Here is a 21,897-nt window from a genome sequence, read left to right as displayed (position 1 = left end):
ATTTCGGAACTTTTTATTTAAATCTCATAATAATTAACCATGCGCAAAATTATTTTCCTATTCTTGCTTATAATTTTTTCTTCCCAAATACAATCTCAAAATAAAGAAGCGATATTGCAATTAATCAAAAGAATCATTCCTTCAAAAGCTTCTTCATTTACCATTAAATATCAAAAGGCTACTTCAGGTAAAGATTTCTTTGAACTATATTCTGAAAATAATAAAATTGTTTTAGTGGGTAACAATAATGTAAGTATTGCAAGCGCATTATATTATTATCTGAAAAATTATACACATTGCGATATCAGTTGGAATGGTACAAATTTAAAATTACCTGACAAGCTTCCATTAATAAAACAAAAAATTGTTCATAATACTCCTTATCAATATCGATACTATATTAACTACTGTACAAATAATTACAGCATGACCTGGTGGGACTGGAACAGATGGGAGAAAGAAATTGATTGGATGGCTTTAAATGGGATAAATATGCCATTGGCAATAATTGGGCAAAATATAATTTGGTCTGAATTGTACAAGTCATTGGGATTTAATAATAATCAGCTAAATAATTTTTTTACAGGACCAGCTTATACAAGTTGGTTTTGGATGAACAATATAGACAAATGGGGTGGTCCTTTGCCATACAGTTGGTTGAAGAAAATGGAGTTATTGCAAAAAAAAATATTGGAAAGAGAAAGAGAATTAGACATGACCCCAGTTTTACCTGCTTTTACTGGTCATATACCTAATTCATTCAATCAGCTTTTCCCAAATGCATTAATTAAAAAAGTAAATTGGGGTCCCGGATATGAGGACGTGTCAATACTAGATCCCAATGACTCTTTATTTCAAATTATTGGAACCGAATTTTTGCGTTTACAAAATAAAATTTTCGGTACTGACCATTTATATTCTGCCGACACATTTAATGAAAATATACCACCCACCAATGACTCTTTATATTTAAACCAACTAAGTTCAACTGTTTATAAAACAATGGCATCCGTTGATTCGCAAGCTATTTGGGTAATGCAGGGATGGTTATTTGTAAATGCCCCGGATTTTTGGAAACCTACACAAATTAAAGCGCTTTTAAACGGGGTTAATGACGAGCACATGATTATTTTAGATTTATGGAGTGAAACAAGACCAATTTGGAGTAGCACCGAGGCTTATTATGGAAAAAAATGGATTTGGTGTATGTTACACAATTTTGGAGGTAATATAGGTATGTTTGGAAAAATGGACACAATTGCTAATGTGCCGGCGAAAACATTACATAACAATAACAGCAAAAATTTAATAGGAATAGGTTTAACACCCGAAGGCATAGAACAAAATCCTGTAATGTATGCACTGCTACTTGAAAATATTTGGCGAGACCAACCCATAGAATTAAATGATTGGCTGAGCAATTATGCTTTAAGAAGATACGGAAAAACAAATAAAGAAATTGATAGCGCATGGCAAATTCTACGAAAAACAGTATATAATGGTGGAAATACTGAAGGCGCCCCCGAATCAATCTTTACTGGCAGACCAACATTAAACAAAGATGCAGTTTGGACTTATACTACTTTAAATTACAATCCAAAAGATCTTCTCCCTGCCTGGCGACTATTTATATATAACAGCAAAAATTTAAATAAAAATGAAGGATTCAGCTATGACTTAGTTGATTTAACAAGACAGGTGTTAGCAAATTATGCAGATACTTTGCAACAACAAATAGCCAAAGCCTTTTATCAAAAAAACAAATTACAGTTTAAATACTTAACAAATAAATTCATCATTTTACTAGATGATATTGATGCTTTATTACAAACCAAAAAAGATTTTTTACTTGGTAAATGGATAAATAGTGCAAAGAAAATGGGAACAAATTATAGAGAAGAAAAATTATATGAAAGAAATGCAAGAAATCTGATAACTACATGGGGTGATAAAAATTCAGGGACACATGATTATGCCAACAAACATTGGGCAGGATTAATTAAAGACTTTTATAAACAAAGATGGTTACAATACTTTAAATTTTTAAAATCAAATTGGAATTCAGATATTTCAACTAAACAAAAAGAATTTGAAGAAACAATAAAAAACTGGGAATGGCATTGGGTAAACAAAACAAATAAATTTTCAAGTTTACCCAAAGGGAATAGTGTACTAGCATCGAAAAAACTTTTTGAAAAATATTATTCTGAAATTTTAGAGCAATATTAAAAAAGGAAATGTTTATATTGTTATCAAACTGCTATTTAAACTATGCCAAAAAGTGCACCTACAATAAAAGAAATTGCAAGAAAATTAAATATATCTTTTTCAACTGTATCAAGAGCATTGCATGATCATCCCAGTATAGGATTGGGAACAAAACTTAAAGTAAAAAAACTTGCAGAAGAATTAGGATACGAGCCCAATCAAACTGCTGTATTTCTGCAACAAGGTAAAACTTATACAATAGGCGTAATACTGCCACATTTAGCAGAATCATTCTTTCCTGCAGCTATTAGTGGAATTGAAGAAGTAGCAATAAAAAATGATTATGTAGTTTTATTAGGACAGTCACTTGACAGTACTGAGCGAGAAATAATGCTTGTAGAATCAATGCGTAAACATAGAGTTGATGGACTTATTATTTCAATGGCAAAAAACACTACTAACTATGAACACTTCGAAAAATTAAAGAAAAGCAATATACCCATTGTTTTTTTTGATTGTATTCCTAGCATGAAAGAAATACATACTGTATCCTGTAATATGATATCGGGAAGCATCCAGGCAGTAAGTTATCTTTTAAAAAAAGGACATAGAGTTATTGGATTAATCAATGGACCAGAAAAACTTACTGCATCAAAAGAAAGATTAGAAGGATATCAACAAGCATTATTAAAAAACCGATTGAAATTTGATCCTTCTCTAGTGGTAAATTCAGATTTAACAAAAGAAGGAAACATTAAAGCACTCCATGAAATTCTAAAAAACAAAAGAAAAATAACGGCTATTGTAGCCTTTCACGATAATTTAGCACTTGATATAATGCAAGAGTTAGATATAACAAAACAAGAGCACAAGCCTGTTATAGTAAGTTATGCCAATTTACCAATGATGCAATTTTTAAAATATAAGCCAAATGCATCCGTTGAACAATTTCCGTATTTACAAGGTAAAAAAGCAGCAGAAATTATACTTGATATTATAAAAAATAAAAACAATGAGCAAAATCAGAACAATGCTTTTTATAAAATAATTTTAGATTCTAAACTCATTGATTATCATTAATCGAATACTATTGTAAGCTTTTTACACAAACGTTTGCAAGTGTTTATCATGCTCAATTATGGTAAATTTAAATTCATAATAATTGAAAATTGATGAACACCATAAATCAAATTCTAACGGAACTTCAAGTTGAAAAGGAAGTAGGGAAAATAGAAATATTCGGGAATGGCCTAGTGAATAATACATGGCTTGTTACTTTAAATAATAGAAAAATCATAGTACAAAGAATTAATACAAACGTATTTAAACATCCTGAAAATATAGACCATAATATCAATGTACTTGCAAATTATTTTAAGAAAAATTATCCTGAATATATTTTCACCAAACCATTAAGCAATAAGTATGGCATTTCACTTTTCAATTTTAAAAATGAATTCTATAGGGCTTATGAATACATCAATAATTCATACTATTATAATATACTAGAAAAAGAAGATTTGGCTTATGAAGCAGCAAAACAATTTGGAAAATTTACCAAACAATGCGAAGGCCTTAATATTAAAGAGTTAAAAACAACGATAAAAAATTTCCATAATCTTAGTTTAAGATATAAATTATTTGAAAACGCAATTTCAAAAGCAGATTCAGAGAAAAAAAATATTGCAAATGATATAATACGGGAATTAAAAGAAAAAAGCTACATAAAAGATAAATATAATTTAATAATTAAATTTAACAAAACAAGACTAAGAGTAACTCATCATGATACTAAAATCAACAACGTCTTATTCGATAAACATGACAAAGGAATTTGCATAATAGATTTAGATACAATAATGCCGGGTTATTTTATAAGTGATGTAGGCGATATGATGAGAACGTATTTAAGCCCCGCAGACGAAAACGAAATAGATTTAGAAAATATATATATAAGAAATAATTATTTCTTTGCTTTGACAGAAGGATATTTAGAAGAAATGAATACAGTACTAAAGGAAGAAGAGTTGAACGAATTTATTTATTCAGGACAATTTATGATTTACATGCAAGCTATTCGTTTTTTAACCGACTACCTAGAAAATGATATTTATTATGGTGCAAAATTTCCTTTAGAAAATTATTATCGAGCAAAAAATCAACTAACATTATTAGAGCGCTATGAAGAAAAAATAGCCGACTTCAAAACATATATCAAAAAACTACTTGTGAAAAAATATATTTAAAACTGAGTTGTATGGAAAATACCAACTTCGATGCTATAGTGGTGGGTAGCGGTATATCTGGTGGATGGGCTGCTAAAGAATTAACTGAGAAAGGTTTAAAAGTATTGTTATTGGAAAGAGGTAGGAATTTTGAACACATTAAAGATTATGTAAACGCCAATAAAGAATTTTGGGATTGGCCTCATCGAGGACAAAGAACGCAGGCTATGATTAAAGCCTACCCTGTACTGAGCAGAGATTATTTAATGGATGAAAATATTATGGATTATTGGCCTAACGAACAAGATTGTCCATATACTGAAATCAAGCGTTTTGATTGGTTTAGAAGTTATCAAATGGGTGGAAGATCTATCATGTGGGGAAGGCAAAGCTATAGATTGAGTGATTTTGATTTTGAAGCAAACAAAAAAGATGGAATAGCCATTGATTGGCCTATACGTTACCATGAAATAGCACCATGGTACAGTTATGTTGAAAAATTTGCGGGAATAAATGGCTCTATTGAGAAGTTACCACAATTACCGGATGGAGAATTCCAACCAGCGATGCAGATGAATGTAGTTGAACAGCACCTTGCAAAAAAACTCGGAAATACTTTTCACCAAAATAGAAGAATGATTATTGGGCGCTCTGCCAATCTTACCAATAATTTACCAGGCAGAACTAAATGCCAATACAGAGATAAATGTGCCTTAGGATGCCCTTTTGGCGGTTATTTTAGTACACAATCATCTACCCTTCCAGCAGCTTTAGCAACTAATAACTTAACTATTAAAACATGGAGTATTGTAATACAAATTATATATGATAAAGACAAAAAAAAAGCAACTGGTGTAGAAGTACTTGATGCTTTAACCAATAAAACTTACATATACAATGCAAAAATAATTTTTTTGAATGCTTCTACACTTAATAGCACATGGATACTAATGAATTCAGCTACAAATATTTGGCCTCAAGGATTAGGAAGTAGCAGTGGTGAACTGGGTCATAATTTAATGGATCATCATGTTGGCATTGATGCTTCTGGTGATGTAGAAGGTTTTGAAGATAAATATTATTATGGAAGAAGAGCAAATGGAATTTATATTCCAAGATACAGAAATTTATTTGGTGACAAAAGAGATTATTTAAGAGGATTTGGTTATCAAGGAAGTGCCAGCAGAGAAGGATGGAATAGAAATGTTGCAGAATATTCTATCGGCAAAAACTTGAAAGATATTTTATGTGAACCGGGTAAATGGAAATTTGGTATTGGTGCTTTTGGTGAAATGTTGCCATATCATGAAAATAAAGTCATGTTAGACAATTCAAAGAAAGACAAATGGGGTTTACCCATTTTAGCTATTGACTGTGAAATAAAAGAGAATGAGAAAAATATGCGAAAAGACATGTTAAATGACGCAGCAGAAATGCTAGAAAAAATTGGTGTAAAAAACATACAAACAAATGATAATGCCGGTGCTCCCGGAAGAGCTATTCACGAAATGGGGACAGCAAGAATGGGTAATAGCCCTAAAAATTCTGTTTTGAATAAATGGAATCAAGTTTGGGATGCCAAAAATGTATTCGTAACTGATGGCTCCTTTATGGTTTCATCTGCTTGTCAAAACCCCTCATTAACATATATGGCATTTACTGCACGTGCTGCCAATTATGCTTTTGAAGAACTAAAAAAAGGGAATATATAAAATGAGAAAAAATATTAAATACAAGATCACCATTTTATTATCATTTTTATTAATGACAACTACTGCATTTGAAACAAAAAGAAATGATAACTCTAAAATAAAACCTTGGCATTTGGGAATTCAACTTTGGACATTCCATCTATATCCTTTCATTACTGCCATTGAGAAAGCAGATAGTTGCAAAATAAAAAATATTGAGGCATATTCAGGACAACCGATTGGTGGTATTTACACTGATTCGTTTAATGTAAATATGTCTGACAAATCAAAAATCTTTGTAAAAACCATACTTGCCCAAAAGAAAATGAAACTTCATTATTGGGGGGTTCTAAATCCATCAGGAAAAAAAGAATGGAATAAAATATTTGAATTTGCTAAACAAATGGGAATAAAAGTTTTAGTAGCTGAACCTTTAAAAGAAGACTTAGATTACGCAGATAGTTTAGCTGGTATATATAGTATGAAAATTGCAATACACAATCATCCAAAACCAGCTCCTTACTGGGAACCTCAACTAGTAATTGAGGCCATGAATAAACATCCCAATATATATGCCTGTGCTGATATAGGCCATTGGGAAAGAAGCGGCTTAAACCCCGTGGAATGTATAAAATTATTAAATGGAAAAATTATTGATGTGCACTTAAAAGATGTAGATGAATTCAATAATATTGATGCCAACAATAAGATACTTGGTAAAGGCATCATTAATTTAAATGGAATTTTTGAAGCATTAAAAAAACAAAAATATACCGGACAAATAACCATTGAACATGAGCAAGACTGGCTGAACAATGTACCAGGAGTAAAAGAAAACGTGAAATGGTACAGCAATGAAATGAATAAATTATTTAGTAGTAATTATAGATAACTATTTATGGACAGTATTGTAAAAACAAAGAAAAACAATCAAAACGCAATTATTATTATAGGTATATTATTTTTCATCTTTGGTTTTGTAACATGGCTAAATGGAACATTGATTCCATTTTTAAAAATCATTTGCGAGTTAAAAACAGACACACAAGCATTTTTAGTAGTAACAGCATCTTACATGGCCTATTTTTTTCTCGCAATACCATCATCATTCATATTAAAATTTACCGGATATAAAAAAGGGATGGCATTAGGTCTTATTATTATGGTAGTTGGAACATTATTATTTTTACCAGCAGCAGCAAATAGAAACTTCACAATATTTCTAATCGGTTTATTTTCTCAAGGAGCAGGTTTGGCTCTACTACAAACAGCAGCTAATCCGTACATAAGCATACTTGGGCCAATTGAAAGTGCTGCAAAACGAATAAGCATAATGGGAATTAGCAATAAGATTGCCGGTGTATTAAGTCCTTTAATACTAAGCACATTGTTGTTAAGTAATATCGAAAATGTTCAAATAAAACTATCTACAACAATAAATACATCAGATAAAAATAATTTATTAACAGAGCTATCTAATAAAATTAGGATGCCATATTTAATAATGGCCATTGTATTGATAATACTTGCCATCGTAATTTTTTTTTCGTCATTACCAGAAATAAATGATAAAGAAACAGTAACGCAAAATGAAAATAAAAGCACGACCAATAAAAGTATTTTCAAATATCCACATTTATGGATGGGTGTGCTTAGCATTTTTTTGTATGTTGGTACAGAAGTTTTAGCTGGCGATGCAATAGGGATATATGGGAATGCAATGGGAATGCCTTTGAATGAAACACGTTATTTTACCTCATTTACTTTAACAGGAATGTTAATTGGATATTTAATTGGTATTGTAAGCATCCCCAAATTAATTTCACAACAAGATGCGTTAAAATTTGCTTCCATATTAGGAATTTTCTTAACCATTGCAATATATGTTACTCATGGTTATTTGGCTATCTTTTTTATAGCAATGCTAGGCTTAGCAAATTCACTGATGTGGCCTGCAATTTTTCCACTGGCTATCAATAAACTTGGTGAAAAAACAAAAATTGGATCTGCACTTTTAATTATGGGAATTGCTGGTGGTGCAATACTGCCATTAATATTTGCTACATTAAAAAGCATTCCTAAAGTAGGTTATAAATTAGGTTTCTTTTTATGTTTACTTCCTGCATATTTAGTTATTCTTTATTACTCATTGAAAGGATACAAACTTGGAATGAAAAATTATAAATAATTAAAGCCAATCCAATATGTATCAAGATATTAGCATAAAAACTACTTACAAACTAGAAAAAAAACCTTTGAAAGACAAGGATAAAATAAACAAAGAAATTAAAAAACAAGCATATCAACTATTTATAAAATATCAACCACCTTTAAGCATAGAGGAGTGGGAAAAAGAAAAAAATAAAATTTATTCAAAAATCATTGAAAGCACTAATTTTCATTTTTATAACAGTTTACCACTAAATATTTCAATTAGTAAGATAATCACGAAAGAGAATTTTACAATTCAAAATATTTATTTTCAAACTCTACCCAATACCTATGCCACAGCTAATATATATATACCAAATGGAACAGGTCCATACCCGGCTGTAATAAACTTACATGGTCACATAAAAGATGGTCGTCGAAATATATCAGTTAATAAAAGAGCTGAATTATTAGCAAGTAATGGCTATATATGTTTATGTATGGATTCGTTTGGTTCAGGTGAACGCTCTGAAATACATGGTGAATCAGACTATCATGGTGCTAATAAAGGTGCTTCTCTACTTAACTTAAATGAAACACTATTAGGAATTCAAATATCAGAAAACATAAGATGTATTGATTTACTGTGTAGTTTAAATATTGTAGACAAAAACAATATAGGAGTTACTGGCGAAAGTGGAGGAGGCAGCCAGGCAATGTGGCTTGCAGCCGTAGATGAAAGAGTAAAAGCTGCAATGCCAGTGGTTAGTGTGGGAACTTTTAATGCATTTGTAATGGAGCACAATTGCGTTTGCGAATTATTACCAAATGGTTTAACATTTTGTGAAGAATTTCAAGTATTAGGATTGATTGCACCCAGGGCGTTGAAGATATGTAGCGCTCTACAAGATCACCATGCGGCATTTACTGCAGAAGAAATGTTGAAAACAGCAAAGTATACAGGAAAAATTTATGAGTTATACCATGCAGATAATTTAATTAATTTTCAAATATTTAATCACAGTCATGAGTTTTCAAGTGAAATAGAACTTGAAATGATTTATTGGTTCAACAAAGTACTAAAAAATGAAATACGAAAAATAAATATATCTTCTCCAAATTCGTACACAGATAAAGAAAGTTTAATGGTGTTTGAATTGGGGAAAAGAGATGAAAAAATCGTAACACAAAGCAATTACTTAAAAAATAGATGTAATGAAATTTTTAGTGACTTATATAATAAAATTGGAAAACCAAAAGCAGAAATCAATGAACTTAAAAAAATTTTAAACATAACGAAAAAAGATTTAGTAAAGGGTTACAATTTTTACACAAAAAATTTGAATAACATTATATTCTCAGATGAAATTATAATTAATTTTAATTTTAAAGGAAAATTGCTTAATGATGTAGAAAAGTACCAATTAAATGATCAAACAACCAATAAACTCGAATTCAATTTATTTGGCACAGGACATTACAAATCAACCGTTGCGAAATATTTTGATCAACAATTAGTTCCATTTCATACACTCGCAAGAGCATATTATTGGATTGGAAAGTCAATAATTAGAGAGTGGATTATACAAATTAAAGTGACAATAGATTATATTCAAAAAATTAAACCCAACTGCGATATCATTCTGAAAACAACAAAAGAGGCTGGAATAGCAGCTATTCTGTGTTCTGCCATTTGGCCTGACAAAATTAAAATTATTGAAATAGAGAATACACCAATTAGTTATTTATACAAAGGTGAAAATAAATTTGATTATTACAATATGTCAATACATTTAAAAGGTATAATTAATTGGGGAGATATTGTGAAAGCTTTGGCTTTGAGTAATACAAATTTTATTTTGACAAAGCCAAGAAATATTCATGGGAAAATTCTTTCGAAAAAAGAAAAAGAAAATTTCATTAAAACTTATTCTAACTTAAAAAAAATTTTAAAAAGCAATTCAAATATAAAAATAAAATAATTTATTTATGAATATTCACATTTTGACAAACAAAAACATTTTGGGTGTATATGCCGGTGAGAATGCAGCTGAATCAATAAAAAAAGCAATAAAATCAAACGGTACTGCAAATATTATTCTAGCTACAGGATCAAGTCAATTTGAAACATTAAATTATTTAATTGCTGATAAAGAAATAGAATGGAGTAAGGTTAGAATGTTTCATTTAGATGAATACATTGGAATAAACCAGTATCATAAAGCTAGTTTCAGAAAATATTTAATAGAAAGATTTTTAAATAAAGTTTCTCCACTAATGGAAACGATACTTATTAATGGAGAAAATGATGCATTGGAAGAGTGTAAGCGTATTTCGAACTTAATAATGAAATATTCAATTGATGTAGCATTAGTTGGAATAGGTGAAAATGGGCATCTAGCATTTAATGATCCCCCTGCAGATTTTGAAACTGAAAAACCATTCTTAATAGTAAATTTAAATAATGAATGTAAACAACAACAAGTTAATGAAGGATGGTTTAATGAATTGAATGAAGTTCCCAATCAAGCCATAAGTATGTCAATTAAACAAATTATGAAATCAAAAAAGATTATTTGTTCAGTTCCAGACAAGAGAAAAGCAATCGCAGTGGAACACTGTATCAAAAATCAGGTTAGTAATCTATTCCCGGCAAGTATTCTTCAATTACATCCGTCTTGTGATATATATTTAGATTATGATTCTGCATCCAATCTATTCAACTTGAAACATTGACAGTTTTATATGAAAACAGCAATAATAAACGCAAAGATTATTAGCAACGATACCATTATCGAAAATGGGAATATATCGATAGAAAACGGAATCATAAATGGCATTAATCAAGTTTTAAATGAAAATAATTTTGATATAATAGTTGATGCTAAAAATAATTTTTTATCACCCGGCTTTATTGACCTACACATACACGGTGGTGGTGGGTATGATTTCATGGATGGCTCTGTTGAAGCCTTTACAAAAATTGCTGAAACACACATTAAATATGGTACAACAACTTTAATGCCTACCACACTTACTGGTTCAACAGAACAAATAATTGATGTAATAGAAACATTTGGAAATTTTATAAAAAATAATACAACTAATGTTTCTTTTCTAGGTATTCACCTTGAAGGACCTTACTTCGCAATGGAACAAAGAGGTGCTCAAAACCCCAAATACATTCGTAATCCGGATATTAATGAAATAAATTCCATTTTAAAATATGAAAAATTAATAAAGCGATGGAGTATTGCACCTGAACTTTTAGGTGCTTTACAATTAGGAAATATGTTGAATGAAAAAAATATTATAGCTTCTGTTGCACATACTAATGCTTTATATGATGATATAGTAGCTGCTGTTAGTAATGGCTATAACTTAATAACACATTTATATTCTGCAATGAATGGAGTTATTCGAAAAAATGCTTATCGATATGCAGGTACAATTGAAGCAGCCTATTTAATTGATGACTTATTTGTTGAAATAATTGCAGATGGAAAACATGTACCAATACCTTTATTAAAACTTGTTTATAAGATAAAAGGTCCTGATAAAATTGCATTAATAACAGATGCAATGAGAGCATCCGGCACCAGCTATACTAAAAGTATATTAGGTAGTAAAGTTGATGGAATTGAAGTTATTATTGAAGATGAGGTGGCTAAATTACCAGATAAAACCTCATTTGCAGGAAGCATAGCAACAACCAGTAGATTGGTGAAAACAATGTGGAAAGATGCAGAATTGCCACTAAGTGATGTTATTAAGATGATGTGCACAACACCAGCAAAAATAGCAGGAATAGATCATAAACTTGGTACCATAGAAATTAATAAAATAGCTGATTTAGTAATTTTTGATGACAATGTGAATGTTTATAAGGTAATTAAGAATGGCGTAATAGTTCATGAAGTAGATTAAATAAATTGCACAAAAAAGCCACCCCCAAACGGGAATGGCCTTTTATTGCTTACCAAAAATTATTTGTGTTAAAGTATTTTGACTAGTGCAATTGGAAAGCTAAACCGGCATGTATGCCTACCATATTAATATTAGCAGCATCACTCATACCAAATTTGGTGTAGTTGTATGACACACCAATTTTGGCCGCAACATTTGAATTGTATCTGCTAAAGGGCAAATCAATACCTGCATCGGCCATGGCAGAAAATTTTCCACCGGAAGTGTTATCGGATGAAAACTCACCTAAATATTGGTTATAAGTTACAAAGCTAATACCTGCGCCTACTGAAGCATAGGGTTGTATTAGTTTAGTTGTTCCTAGAAAAGGCGTATAAGTGAATTTTGCTAATACAGGTACTACTTGTATGGAATTTGACAACACAGCTGAAATTTGTTGATTAGGCGCTAAATCATACACAGCTCTTGGATATTTCTGATAAAAATCTTGAAAACCAAAACCTATGCCAACCGAATATTTATTATTCAAACCTAATGATAAATCACCCATAAAACCTCGTGGTGAAGCATTAGAAACATAATTGGAATTAAAATTTCCTAATGGTAAACCAACATTATATCCTGCATTTAATTTTACAAGACCACGTTGTGCCATTACGGTACTTGTTGAGGTAATACAGAACAATGCAATTATTGCTATAATATATTTTTTCATATAATACTTTTAATATTTATTGAATAGGGAATATTAATTTGCCTTTATGTATGGTGATTGACTAAATAATGCCTGTACTTGACTATCGGCTGTAGTAGCATCGGCAATACCTTCACCCCGTATTAATCCATTCCAAATAATTTTTATTTTTCCGTTGGCAGCTGCATTTTTTAAATCAAGCATGTCGATTGACAGCGCACCTGAATTAATTTGATAAACCCCATAAATGTATGGGGAATAATACCCGTAGCCGCCATATCCCCAAAATGTAGGATCATAATAACCACTATACAAATCATAATAGTCAGTATAATCAATTATACCTGTTGTGGTAGTATTGATATAGGTTACATTAATACCCAAATCAGGATTAGAAGTATTGGATACTAATGTATAACCGGCCTGTTGCATATATTTACTAATAGCATCTATAAATGCTTGTCCGGTTGGTGTTAACGACTTAGACGATTGACCATTATTAATTACCGTTACGGAATCATTAATACTAAAAGTTTTGTAATTACTAAAATTAACAGTTGAATCTCTTTGTGTGATGTAAATACGTGTATCGGCATTGCTTAAATTATTTACCGCACTGTTTTTGGTACAGCTTACCAACCCCAAAACCAGTAGAGCAATAAAACTAAATGCCCATTTTTTAGTTTGTTTCATACAGGAAATTTTTATGATGTAAATTTAATCATTATCGAAAGCATTAGATTGGTGAGGTTGAGAATAGTTAATGCCAATAAATGGTTTTAAGATTTTATTGACATTATCATTAAAAACCATAAAAAAAACACCCTTTTGGGTGTTTTATAAATCAAAATAATTAGTATCAAAGGTTAATGAACGCCTTCAACCAAAACAGTTACTTTATTATTCAATACTTCGGCAAAACCTCCGGTAATAGCGTAATGCTCAGTTTTATTTTTATCAACCAACACTTTAATATTTCCTTTGGTTAATGCACTTACCATAGGGGCATGTTTATCAAGCACTTCAAACAAACCTGAAATACCGGGTAATTGTATTCCGTAAATATTACCGCTATACACTTTCTTTTCAGGTGTTAATATTTCTAATTGCATAAATCTTAGTTTCCAATTAACAATGTTTGAATTAGCTGCGCGCCTGAGCCAATAATTTTTTACCTTTTTCTATGGCGTCTTCAATGGTACCTACCAGGTTAAAGGCAGCTTCAGGATATTCATCAACGGCGCCATCCATAATCATATTAAAGCCTTTAATAGTATCATTAATGTCAACAAAAACTCCTTTTAAACCGGTAAACTGTTCGGCCACGTGGAAAGGCTGCGATAAGAAGCGCTGTACTTTTCTGGCACGGGCAACTACTAATTTATCTTCGTCACTTAATTCATCCATACCCAGAATTGCAATAATATCTTGCAACTCTTTGTAACGTTGTAAAATTAATTTTACGCGGTTAGCACATTCATAGTGCGCATCGCCAACAATTGAAGGTGTGAGGATACGAGAGGTTGAATCCAATGGATCCACCGCAGGATAAATACCTAAGTCAGCTATTTTACGACTTAATACTGTAGTTGCATCTAAGTGAGAGAAAGTTGTTGCCGGAGCGGGGTCTGTTAAGTCATCGGCAGGTACATATACTGCCTGTACAGATGTAATAGAACCATTTTTGGTGGAAGTAATGCGCTCTTGCATTAAACCCATTTCAGTAGCTAAGGTAGGCTGATAACCTACGGCAGAAGGCATACGACCTAATAAGGCTGATACTTCAGAACCTGCTTGGGTGAAACGGAAAATGTTATCAACGAAGAATAAGATATCTCTACCCTTTCCTGTTCCATCACCATCACGGAAATATTCTGCAATAGTTAATCCACTTAAGGCTACACGTGCACGAGCACCGGGGGGCTCATTCATTTGTCCGAATACGAAGGTAGCTTTTGAGTCTTTCAGTTCTTCCAAATTTACTTTACTTAAATCCCATCCACCTTCTTCCATACTATGCTTAAAGCTTTCACCGTATTTCATAATACCGGCTTCTATCATTTCACGCAATAAATCATTTCCTTCACGTGTTCTTTCACCTACACCGGCAAATACAGATAATCCGCCATGTCCTTTGGCAATATTGTTAATTAATTCTTGAATTAATACTGTTTTACCTACACCAGCACCACCAAACAATCCAATTTTACCACCCTTTGCATAAGGTTCAATCAAGTCAATTACTTTAATACCGGTATATAAAACCTCGGTAGCAGTACTTAAGTTTTCAAATGTTGGCGGCTTACTGTGAATTGGGCGACCATTTGCTTTTGAAATTTGAGGCAAACCATCAATAGCATCGCCGGTTACATTAAACAAACGGCCATTAATTCCTTCACCCACCGGCATTGAAATAGCTTTACCGGTATCTACAACTTCCATACCACGTACCAATCCTTCTGTTCCATCCATAGCAATGGTACGAACACTATCTTCACCCAAATGTTGCTGTACTTCCAGCACCAGCGTATCACCATTGGGCTTTTTTATTTCTAATGCATTGTAAATTTCTGGCAAATCGTTTTGGTTGGGAAAATGCACATCCACAACGGCTCCAATAATTTGCTTGATATTACCTATAGCGGCCATAAATAGACAGTTTTTTTAAATTTTGCGGCAAAGGTAAGGGAATGAAGGTTTCAAATTCTAACCATTTTTTAATAAATGGAAATTTTTATGCCGAGATGGTATAATCCCTTCAAATCCGACAGATTTTGCCTTGTTAATTATAGTAAAATTTGTTTTTTACAACCTTATTTAATCTGCCTTATCCTCGTTATATAAAATGTACCCTTTTAATTGATAATATGACAACATGGTTTGTGCCGATAATGCTAAGCCTATATTGGGTATTAAGTCATCCATGGAAAGATTCAAAACATTTAAAGCCTGCCCGCAAGCAATAAACTTCACCCCTTTACTTTGTAATTCTTCTATCAAAGGCAGGTTAAAATTGTCAACTTTATACCTTTTTTTATAATTATTATTGGTTAATAAAGAAAATAAGGATGGGCCGTGTACCAAAACCACCACTTCTAAATTTTTTGCCGGAACACCCGATGCTATGTGCAAGTTCATGATTCTTCCTATTTCTGTAAATCCAGAATTTTCCGTTTTAGCTGAACTGGAATCAGTTGGACCCACTGTTACGCTAAATAATAATTTGTAGGGCAAGTTTACATCAATGTTATCGGTAATTCCTTTTACAGGTATAACCCCCGTCCATAAGCTGGTTTGTATGTAAGGGTGTATAGCCAACTTTTCAAACTTTGCTTGCATACGCGCTTGCCTTTTGGTAAGCTTTTTATCCGCATTTTGGGCCATTACTGCCTGATGAAAAAAGGGAAAAGCAAAAAAGATCATAAATACGCTGCGTATAAAACATTTCATAGATTAAGGGTTTGGCCTATCAAGTTATGCATTGCTATCTGATTTCTCTGTTTTTTCCGAAAAAAAATTATAAGAATTAAAAATAATTTTAATAAAATACATTAAACATTAAAATGAACTTTTTGTTACCGATAATTTTTTAATATCAATTGTTTTTAAATGCCCTTATTTTTGGCGCTTTAATTATTTATTAATCAATTGAAGCGGTGAAACGAAACGGTAAAATTATTTACCGATATGATTTTGTGGGAATTAAGCAAATATTTAGCTTCACCGTTTTAATTAATATTTAATCAACAAACCGTTATCCAACAAACCAAATTTTTATAACCAAACATGCACCTATGGGAAAATTTTACACAAAAAAGTTCTTTTTATTGGGTTTATTAGCCTTTCTGATGATTTCAGCTAAGGCACAAGTTTTTTTAGGGACTTCGCCTTTCATTCAAAATTTTGACACCATTGGAACGAATGGATTGCCAAATGGTTTCACAGTTAGAACAGGCGCCACAAACACAGCATTGGGTACTCCGGTAAGTTTAACTACTACAGCCACCAGTTGGTTCAGTACTTCAGGACGCTTTAGCAATTATGCTTCTGCCACCGGTTTAACAGCCAGCACGCCTGCTACCACTCAAAACACTACTGTTAACCGTGCATTGGGTGTAAGACAAACCGGTAGCTTTGGCGATCCCGGTGCAGCTTTTGTTTTTCAAGCGGTAAATACTAAGGGCAAAAAAGATTTTGCTTTGAGTTTTAACCTACAATCGCTCGATACCAGTTCACCTCGCAGCACTACATTTTTAGTTCAATATGCTAAGGGTACAAATCCAAACAGCTTTACTACCGTAACTACCTCTCCTACACCTTTAGTAACAGGTGGAGGGAAATTTTTTGACACATTAGTAAACGTAAATTTTGGCAGTGCACTGGATGATATTAATGATACTGTATGGATTAGAATAGTAACTTTATCGGCCAGTACAGGTAGCAGCAACCGCGCAACTTCAGCCATTGATAATTTTAATCTTAGTTGGAATGAAATTCCTGCAGACACCATACCACCTGTTGATACACTTTTAATCCCTGCAAATGGCGCAACCGGTTTCTCCTCTGTTTTACCCTTGAAAATTTATTTTAGTGAACCGGTAGTTGCCAATAGTGGAAATTTATACATTACTGATGTTACTGATAATGTTACTGATACTGTTAAAGTTGATAGTAGCATCATTAGTATTAGCGGCAATTTAGTAACCATAAATGCCACGTTACAGCCATTAAAGCATTATGCTGTTGGTATAGATGCCGGTGCATTTACCGACTTTTCTAATAATCCCTATGCGGGTAAAAATGCTACCAACTGGCAATTTTCTACTGCCAGCAATGATACCATTCCACCAATCGTTACAAGTTTATCGCCTGCAAATGGTGCAACGAATGTGCCTATTAAACCCAACTTCAGCATAAAGTTTAATGAGGGCGTTGCTTTAGGCTTAGGTGCCATTCACATTAAACAAGTAAGCAATGATAGTTTGGTTCAACTTATATGGTTGAATACAGCTACTGTAAAGGATAGTACCATTCAATTTTCAGCCATTGAAAATTTAAAATTCAGCACCAAATATTATGTAAAAATTACCGATACTGCATTCCAAGATTTATCGGGCAACTACTTTGCAGGATTTAATGATAGCACACATTGGAGTTTTACTACACAGTCACCTAATTATTTCTTTAGTTTGAATAACTGCAGCAATGGTTTACCGGATGGGTTTACACAATATAACGCTGCCGGCGATTCTACTTGGAATTGCACCATTTATGGTTACCAGGGCAATGGTATTCAAATAAACGGATATGGCGGTGGTGGTGCCCAGTTGAATGATGATTGGTTAATAAGTCCACCTTTAGATTTAACCAGCTTTACTTACCCTTTATTGCAGTTTTATAACAGAACAAAATATAACGGGCCACAATTAAAGTTGTTGGTTTCAACAAATTATTCTGGTTCAGGTAATCCGGCATTAGCTACTTGGACAGAAATAAATGGGCATTTTCCGCCTATTAATTCTGATACCTGGACTAAATGCGATAGCATTAACTTAACAAACTTCAAATCTACTAACACCTATATTGCTTGGCATTATGCTTCAAGCCCAACTGATGGTGCTGCCAGAACTACATTAGATAATATTACTGTTTATAATAGTTCACAAATACCGCAACCCAGCATTTCAGTTCAACCCAATGATTTATTTTTTGGATATACAGCCCCAGGCTCAAACACTGCAGGAAAAGCCATTCAGTTTACTGTTATAGATGCAAACAGCAATCTTACCATAACAGCACCTGCACAATTCCAGGTTTCAAAAGACAGCAGCACTTATGCCAATAGCATACAATACACTCCTACAGAATTGGCACAGCCTAACGTTAAGGCATTTGTGCGGTTTGCACCCAATCAAAGCAACTTAGAATTTAGCGGACAAGTTAATTTTGCTATTGGTGCAGTAAACAAAAACTTTACCAGAGTATATGGCAATACAATCAATAGAAGTAATACGATTGATATTGTTAACTGGAACATAGAGTGGTTTGGCAGCAGTGGTTTCGGACCCACCAATAAAGATTTACAAGAAAATAACGTTAAAAAAATATTGCGTTATTTAGATGCAGACATATACGCGCTAATTGAAGTGGTAGATACGATGCGATTTAGAAGATTAGTGGATTCATTAGGAAGTAATTGGGGTTATACCATTTCGCCTTTCTGTACAAATGCCAGCACCCCATCAGGAGGCAACTGGTTAAGTGGTCAAAAAATGGCATTGGTTTACAAAAAAGATATGGTAAAAAATGTTACAGGAAGAGGCTTTATGTTAACCAGCCCTACTGCTTACAGCAATTGGGCAACAGGTCGCGTACCGTATTTGGTTACTGCCGATGTAACCAAAAATGGTGTAACCAAAACCATTAATTTCTTCATTATTCATGCTAAATCCGGTAGTACCAGCTCAGATTATGACAGAAGATATGCCGGTGTAAAAGAAATGAAAGATAGTTTAGATGCCGGCTTTAGCAATAGCAATGTAATGATATTGGGCGATTATAATGATGATTTAGTAAGTACTATTTCAACGGGTTCAGGACCAGTTTCATCATGGGATCCTATTTTGAAAGATTCTGTTGGAACGAAATTTTATAAAGCACTTACGCTTCCGTTAGATTATCAAGGTTATGCCTCAACCATTGATTATCCGGGCATGATTGATCATAATATCATTTCAAGTAGCTTAGTAAGTAGTTTCATAAATAATTCTGCTAAAGTTCGTACCGATGTAACATCAGTAGTGCCTGATTATTTATCCAACAATACGTCAGATCACTACCCCATATATGTGCGATTTAATTTTGGAACTGCTACCGCTGTTACGCCTGTAAATAACGATCCTAATTTACTAACCTTGCTTGGCAACCCCGTTCACCAACAAATTCGCTTTATGTTTAACAAAAACGTGAATGGACGTTTACAAATTCAATTAATGGATTTAAATGGCCAAATGCTTCAAAACCAAATTGCAGAGCAAGTTACAAAAGGGCAGGTTATAAGTTTACCGGTACAAAGTTTACCTGCAGGAACTTATATGTTACGTGTAGCGCATAAAGATGGAACTACTGTAAAACAAATATTAAAATACTAAGGTTTGGTTGTTTGGTTGATGAAAAAAACCCGTGGCTTTAATTAGCTGCGGGTTTTGTTTTTTATCCTAACGGACACAGATTGATGTAGATGCTTTTTGAACAAAAATTAAACTACTTGCTTACATTACCAATTTTGTTGGCTTATGAATAAGCACAGTAGCATAAGCAACCAACCCTTCTTCTCTGCCAACAAAGCCCATTTTTTCTGTGGTGGTAGCTTTTACGGAAACATCTTCTTCCATTATATTACAAGCGCTTGCAATAACTTGTTGCATTTGTTTAACATAGGGTTTTATTTTAGGGGCCTCTAAGCAAATACTTGAATCTATATTAATAATTTTATATCCTTTTTCAGCAATTAATGAAACGCATTTTTGAAGCAAAATCTTGCTGTCAATATTTTTGTATTCGGCAGAAGTGTCAGGAAAATGCAGTCCAATATCACCCAAGCAAGCAGCTCCCAATAAAGCATCACAAATAGCATGCAATAATACGTCGGCATCTGAATGGCCTAATGCCCCTTTATGATAAGGTATATGAACACCACCCAGCCAAAAATCGCGGCCGGGAACCAATTGATGAAAATCAATGCCAAAACCAATACGCATATAAAAAAATTTAAGTAATAAAATAGTTGCCCCAATTTAGTGCAAAGGTTTTTTACATAAGAATTAAAAACACCTTTGTGCATTACAACAAAAAAGTCCGGATTTTATTAACCCAGACTTTTTTGGCATTAAACTATTGAAATATGATTTATTTTTTTGAACCATTGTTAGCTAAATCAAAATTCAATCCAATACGTATGGTATTGGAAAGTGGATTACGAGTGGTAACATAACCCGATGCTACTAAATAAGAAAGATTGATACCGATATTTTGATAATTCAATCCCAATCCAAAGGTTAAATAGTTTCTGTTTCCACGATATTTGTTTTCATAAAAATAACCCGTTCTAATAAAAAAGGTATTATCGTAATTATACTCTGCACCCGCAGAAACAGTCCATGAAGTTAATTGGTTACTGCCATCGTTAAACGATTTAAACCAGCTTGAGAAAACACTTTGTGTATAGTAAGTTGAAGCGGTTGCTGAATCGTAAGTGGGAACCAACAATTTATTTAAATCGAGAGCAAATGTTATGCTATTGTCGCGATCTAAACGGGCTTTGTAAGCAGCACCTAACCCCAGGTTGGCAGGAATATAATCTTTATTATTCGCATCATTGGTATAACTAATTTTTGACCCCAAATTGCTTAAAGCTATACCCCAAGTAAAATAACTTTTTGTAGTATCAGGCGCTATGTGATATAAAGAAACATCGCCCGCAACTGATGAACCTGCTTTATAAATAACGCCACTATTATTTGGGTCGCCGGAAGCAAGACTACTATTTATATATCGCAATGCCACACCAATACCTAATTGCTCAGATAGTTTACGTGAATAACCAAAGTCAATACCAAACTCACGGGGCATTGATGAACCCAATAAATTACCATTTGCATCGGCAAACTGAATGTTTCCTAAGCTAAAATAGCGCACAGATGCAGATATTACCTGCTCGTCGTCTAACTTGTGATAACCTGCAATACTGGCTAAGTACACATCATTCAACCCTAAATCCCTAAACCAGGGTGAATAAGTAACAGCAATGGAATTATCGCTTTTAGCAAAAGGCAATTTGGCTCTATTCCAAAACATACCATTGGCATCGGGCGAGGTTGCAATACCTACATCGCCCATTCCACTGGCTCTTGCATCGCTGGAAATTCGCAAAAATGGTACTGCTGTAGTCGTAACATTTACAGTTTGGGTTTGTGCCAAGGCTGCTGTGCCTAGCATACAT

The 21,897-nt window shown here is 32.9% G+C and carries 17 protein-coding genes; 10 read left to right on the top strand and 7 right to left on the bottom strand.

Translation table 11 applies throughout. The features are described 5' to 3' along the window. Positions 1-39: 39 nt before the first annotated feature. From LX80_RS04330 to nagA, 9 genes are all read left to right on the top strand, one after another. Positions 40-2,229, top strand: a complete 2,190-nt coding sequence (locus LX80_RS04330) for an alpha-N-acetylglucosaminidase (RefSeq protein WP_111293822.1) — start codon at positions 40-42, stop codon at positions 2,227-2,229. 42 nt (positions 2,230-2,271) lie between these two features. Beyond that, positions 2,272-3,288 carry a LacI family DNA-binding transcriptional regulator gene (locus tag LX80_RS04325; protein WP_111293821.1) on the top strand — a complete coding sequence of 339 codons (1,017 nt, stop codon included), beginning with the start codon at positions 2,272-2,274 and terminating at the stop codon, positions 3,286-3,288. 92 nt (positions 3,289-3,380) lie between these two features. After that, positions 3,381-4,454, top strand: coding sequence for a phosphotransferase enzyme family protein (locus LX80_RS04320; RefSeq protein WP_111293820.1), 1,074 nt, complete (start codon positions 3,381-3,383; stop codon positions 4,452-4,454). A gap of 11 nt (positions 4,455-4,465) precedes the next feature. Next, positions 4,466-6,145, top strand: coding sequence for a GMC oxidoreductase (locus LX80_RS04315; protein ID WP_111293819.1), 1,680 nt, complete (start codon positions 4,466-4,468; stop codon positions 6,143-6,145). Between the two features lies 1 nt (position 6,146). Continuing rightward, on the top strand, positions 6,147-7,016 hold the full coding sequence (locus tag LX80_RS04310) for a sugar phosphate isomerase/epimerase family protein (RefSeq protein ID WP_111293818.1): 870 nt from the start codon (positions 6,147-6,149) through the stop codon (positions 7,014-7,016). Between the two features lie 6 nt (positions 7,017-7,022). Next, on the top strand, positions 7,023-8,312 hold the full coding sequence (locus tag LX80_RS04305) for a sugar MFS transporter (protein WP_111293817.1): 1,290 nt from the start codon (positions 7,023-7,025) through the stop codon (positions 8,310-8,312). Positions 8,313-8,328: 16 nt separating this feature from the next. Then, positions 8,329-10,257 carry an alpha/beta hydrolase family protein gene (locus LX80_RS04300; protein WP_111293816.1) on the top strand — a complete coding sequence of 643 codons (1,929 nt, stop codon included), beginning with the start codon at positions 8,329-8,331 and terminating at the stop codon, positions 10,255-10,257. A gap of 7 nt (positions 10,258-10,264) precedes the next feature. Then, complete coding sequence (locus tag LX80_RS04295; RefSeq protein ID WP_111293815.1) at positions 10,265-11,011, top strand: glucosamine-6-phosphate deaminase; 747 nt, start codon at positions 10,265-10,267, stop codon at positions 11,009-11,011. A gap of 9 nt (positions 11,012-11,020) precedes the next feature. Then, on the top strand, positions 11,021-12,202 hold the full coding sequence (gene nagA / locus LX80_RS04290; RefSeq protein ID WP_111293814.1) for an N-acetylglucosamine-6-phosphate deacetylase: 1,182 nt from the start codon (positions 11,021-11,023) through the stop codon (positions 12,200-12,202). A gap of 82 nt (positions 12,203-12,284) precedes the next feature. Here nagA and LX80_RS04285 read toward each other — a convergent pair whose 3' ends face one another. From LX80_RS04285 to LX80_RS04265, 5 genes are all read right to left on the bottom strand, one after another. Continuing rightward, positions 12,285-12,917, bottom strand: coding sequence for an outer membrane beta-barrel protein (locus LX80_RS04285; RefSeq protein WP_146250373.1), 633 nt, complete (start codon positions 12,915-12,917; stop codon positions 12,285-12,287). 33 nt (positions 12,918-12,950) lie between these two features. Continuing rightward, entirely contained in the window at positions 12,951-13,589 is a 639-nt protein-coding gene (locus LX80_RS04280) for a DUF4136 domain-containing protein (protein WP_111293812.1), read from the bottom strand. Positions 13,590-13,762: 173 nt separating this feature from the next. Then, on the bottom strand, positions 13,763-14,008 hold the full coding sequence (gene atpC / locus LX80_RS04275) for an ATP synthase F1 subunit epsilon (protein WP_111293811.1): 246 nt from the start codon (positions 14,006-14,008) through the stop codon (positions 13,763-13,765). Between the two features lie 31 nt (positions 14,009-14,039). Then, a complete protein-coding gene (atpD, locus tag LX80_RS04270; RefSeq protein WP_111293810.1) occupies positions 14,040-15,545 on the bottom strand; it encodes a F0F1 ATP synthase subunit beta in 1,506 nt (501 codons plus the stop codon). 168 nt (positions 15,546-15,713) lie between these two features. Continuing rightward, complete coding sequence (locus LX80_RS04265; RefSeq protein WP_111293809.1) at positions 15,714-16,346, bottom strand: DsrE family protein; 633 nt, start codon at positions 16,344-16,346, stop codon at positions 15,714-15,716. Between the two features lie 344 nt (positions 16,347-16,690). On the opposite strand from LX80_RS04265, the gene LX80_RS04260 reads away from it, so the two are divergent. Beyond that, complete coding sequence (locus LX80_RS04260) at positions 16,691-20,047, top strand: Ig-like domain-containing protein (protein WP_111293808.1); 3,357 nt, start codon at positions 16,691-16,693, stop codon at positions 20,045-20,047. A 120-nt stretch (positions 20,048-20,167) separates the two neighbouring features. On the opposite strand, the gene ispF is transcribed toward LX80_RS04260, so the two are convergent. Next, positions 20,168-20,656, bottom strand: coding sequence for a 2-C-methyl-D-erythritol 2,4-cyclodiphosphate synthase (gene ispF / locus LX80_RS04255; protein ID WP_111293807.1), 489 nt, complete (start codon positions 20,654-20,656; stop codon positions 20,168-20,170). A 148-nt stretch (positions 20,657-20,804) separates the two neighbouring features. Continuing rightward, positions 20,805-21,893 carry a type IX secretion system outer membrane channel protein PorV gene (gene porV, locus LX80_RS04250; protein ID WP_245897965.1) on the bottom strand — a complete coding sequence of 363 codons (1,089 nt, stop codon included), beginning with the start codon at positions 21,891-21,893 and terminating at the stop codon, positions 20,805-20,807. Between the last annotated feature and the right edge of the window lie 4 nt (positions 21,894-21,897).

Origin of the sequence: Hydrotalea sandarakina (assembly GCF_003254115.1) — a bacterium.
Lineage (GTDB): Bacteria > Bacteroidota > Bacteroidia > Chitinophagales > Chitinophagaceae > Hydrotalea > Hydrotalea sandarakina.
This window is presented reverse-complemented; position numbering and strand designations above follow the sequence as displayed.

Excerpts from the sequence above, each read along its gene's own strand:
- atpD (WP_111293810.1), bottom strand. The coding sequence starts at position 15,545 with ATGGCCGCTATAGGTAATATCAAGCAAATTATTGGAGCCGTTGTGGAT.
- LX80_RS04315 (WP_111293819.1), top strand. The coding sequence starts at position 4,466 with ATGGAAAATACCAACTTCGATGCTATAGTGGTGGGTAGCGGTATATCT.
- LX80_RS04320 (WP_111293820.1), top strand. The coding sequence starts at position 3,381 with ATGAACACCATAAATCAAATTCTAACGGAACTTCAAGTTGAAAAGGAA.
- LX80_RS04280 (WP_111293812.1), bottom strand. The coding sequence starts at position 13,589 with ATGAAACAAACTAAAAAATGGGCATTTAGTTTTATTGCTCTACTGGTT.
- LX80_RS04295 (WP_111293815.1), top strand. The coding sequence starts at position 10,265 with ATGAATATTCACATTTTGACAAACAAAAACATTTTGGGTGTATATGCC.
- porV (WP_245897965.1), bottom strand. The coding sequence starts at position 21,893 with ATGCTAGGCACAGCAGCCTTGGCACAAACCCAAACTGTAAATGTTACG.
- LX80_RS04305 (WP_111293817.1), top strand. The coding sequence starts at position 7,023 with ATGGACAGTATTGTAAAAACAAAGAAAAACAATCAAAACGCAATTATT.
- LX80_RS04285 (WP_146250373.1), bottom strand. The coding sequence starts at position 12,917 with ATGAAAAAATATATTATAGCAATAATTGCATTGTTCTGTATTACCTCA.
- nagA (WP_111293814.1), top strand. The coding sequence starts at position 11,021 with ATGAAAACAGCAATAATAAACGCAAAGATTATTAGCAACGATACCATT.
- LX80_RS04330 (WP_111293822.1), top strand. The coding sequence starts at position 40 with ATGCGCAAAATTATTTTCCTATTCTTGCTTATAATTTTTTCTTCCCAA.
- LX80_RS04300 (WP_111293816.1), top strand. The coding sequence starts at position 8,329 with ATGTATCAAGATATTAGCATAAAAACTACTTACAAACTAGAAAAAAAA.
- ispF (WP_111293807.1), bottom strand. The coding sequence starts at position 20,656 with ATGCGTATTGGTTTTGGCATTGATTTTCATCAATTGGTTCCCGGCCGC.
- LX80_RS04260 (WP_111293808.1), top strand. The coding sequence starts at position 16,691 with ATGGGAAAATTTTACACAAAAAAGTTCTTTTTATTGGGTTTATTAGCC.
- atpC (WP_111293811.1), bottom strand. The coding sequence starts at position 14,008 with ATGCAATTAGAAATATTAACACCTGAAAAGAAAGTGTATAGCGGTAAT.
- LX80_RS04325 (WP_111293821.1), top strand. The coding sequence starts at position 2,272 with ATGCCAAAAAGTGCACCTACAATAAAAGAAATTGCAAGAAAATTAAAT.
- LX80_RS04265 (WP_111293809.1), bottom strand. The coding sequence starts at position 16,346 with ATGAAATGTTTTATACGCAGCGTATTTATGATCTTTTTTGCTTTTCCC.
- LX80_RS04310 (WP_111293818.1), top strand. The coding sequence starts at position 6,147 with ATGAGAAAAAATATTAAATACAAGATCACCATTTTATTATCATTTTTA.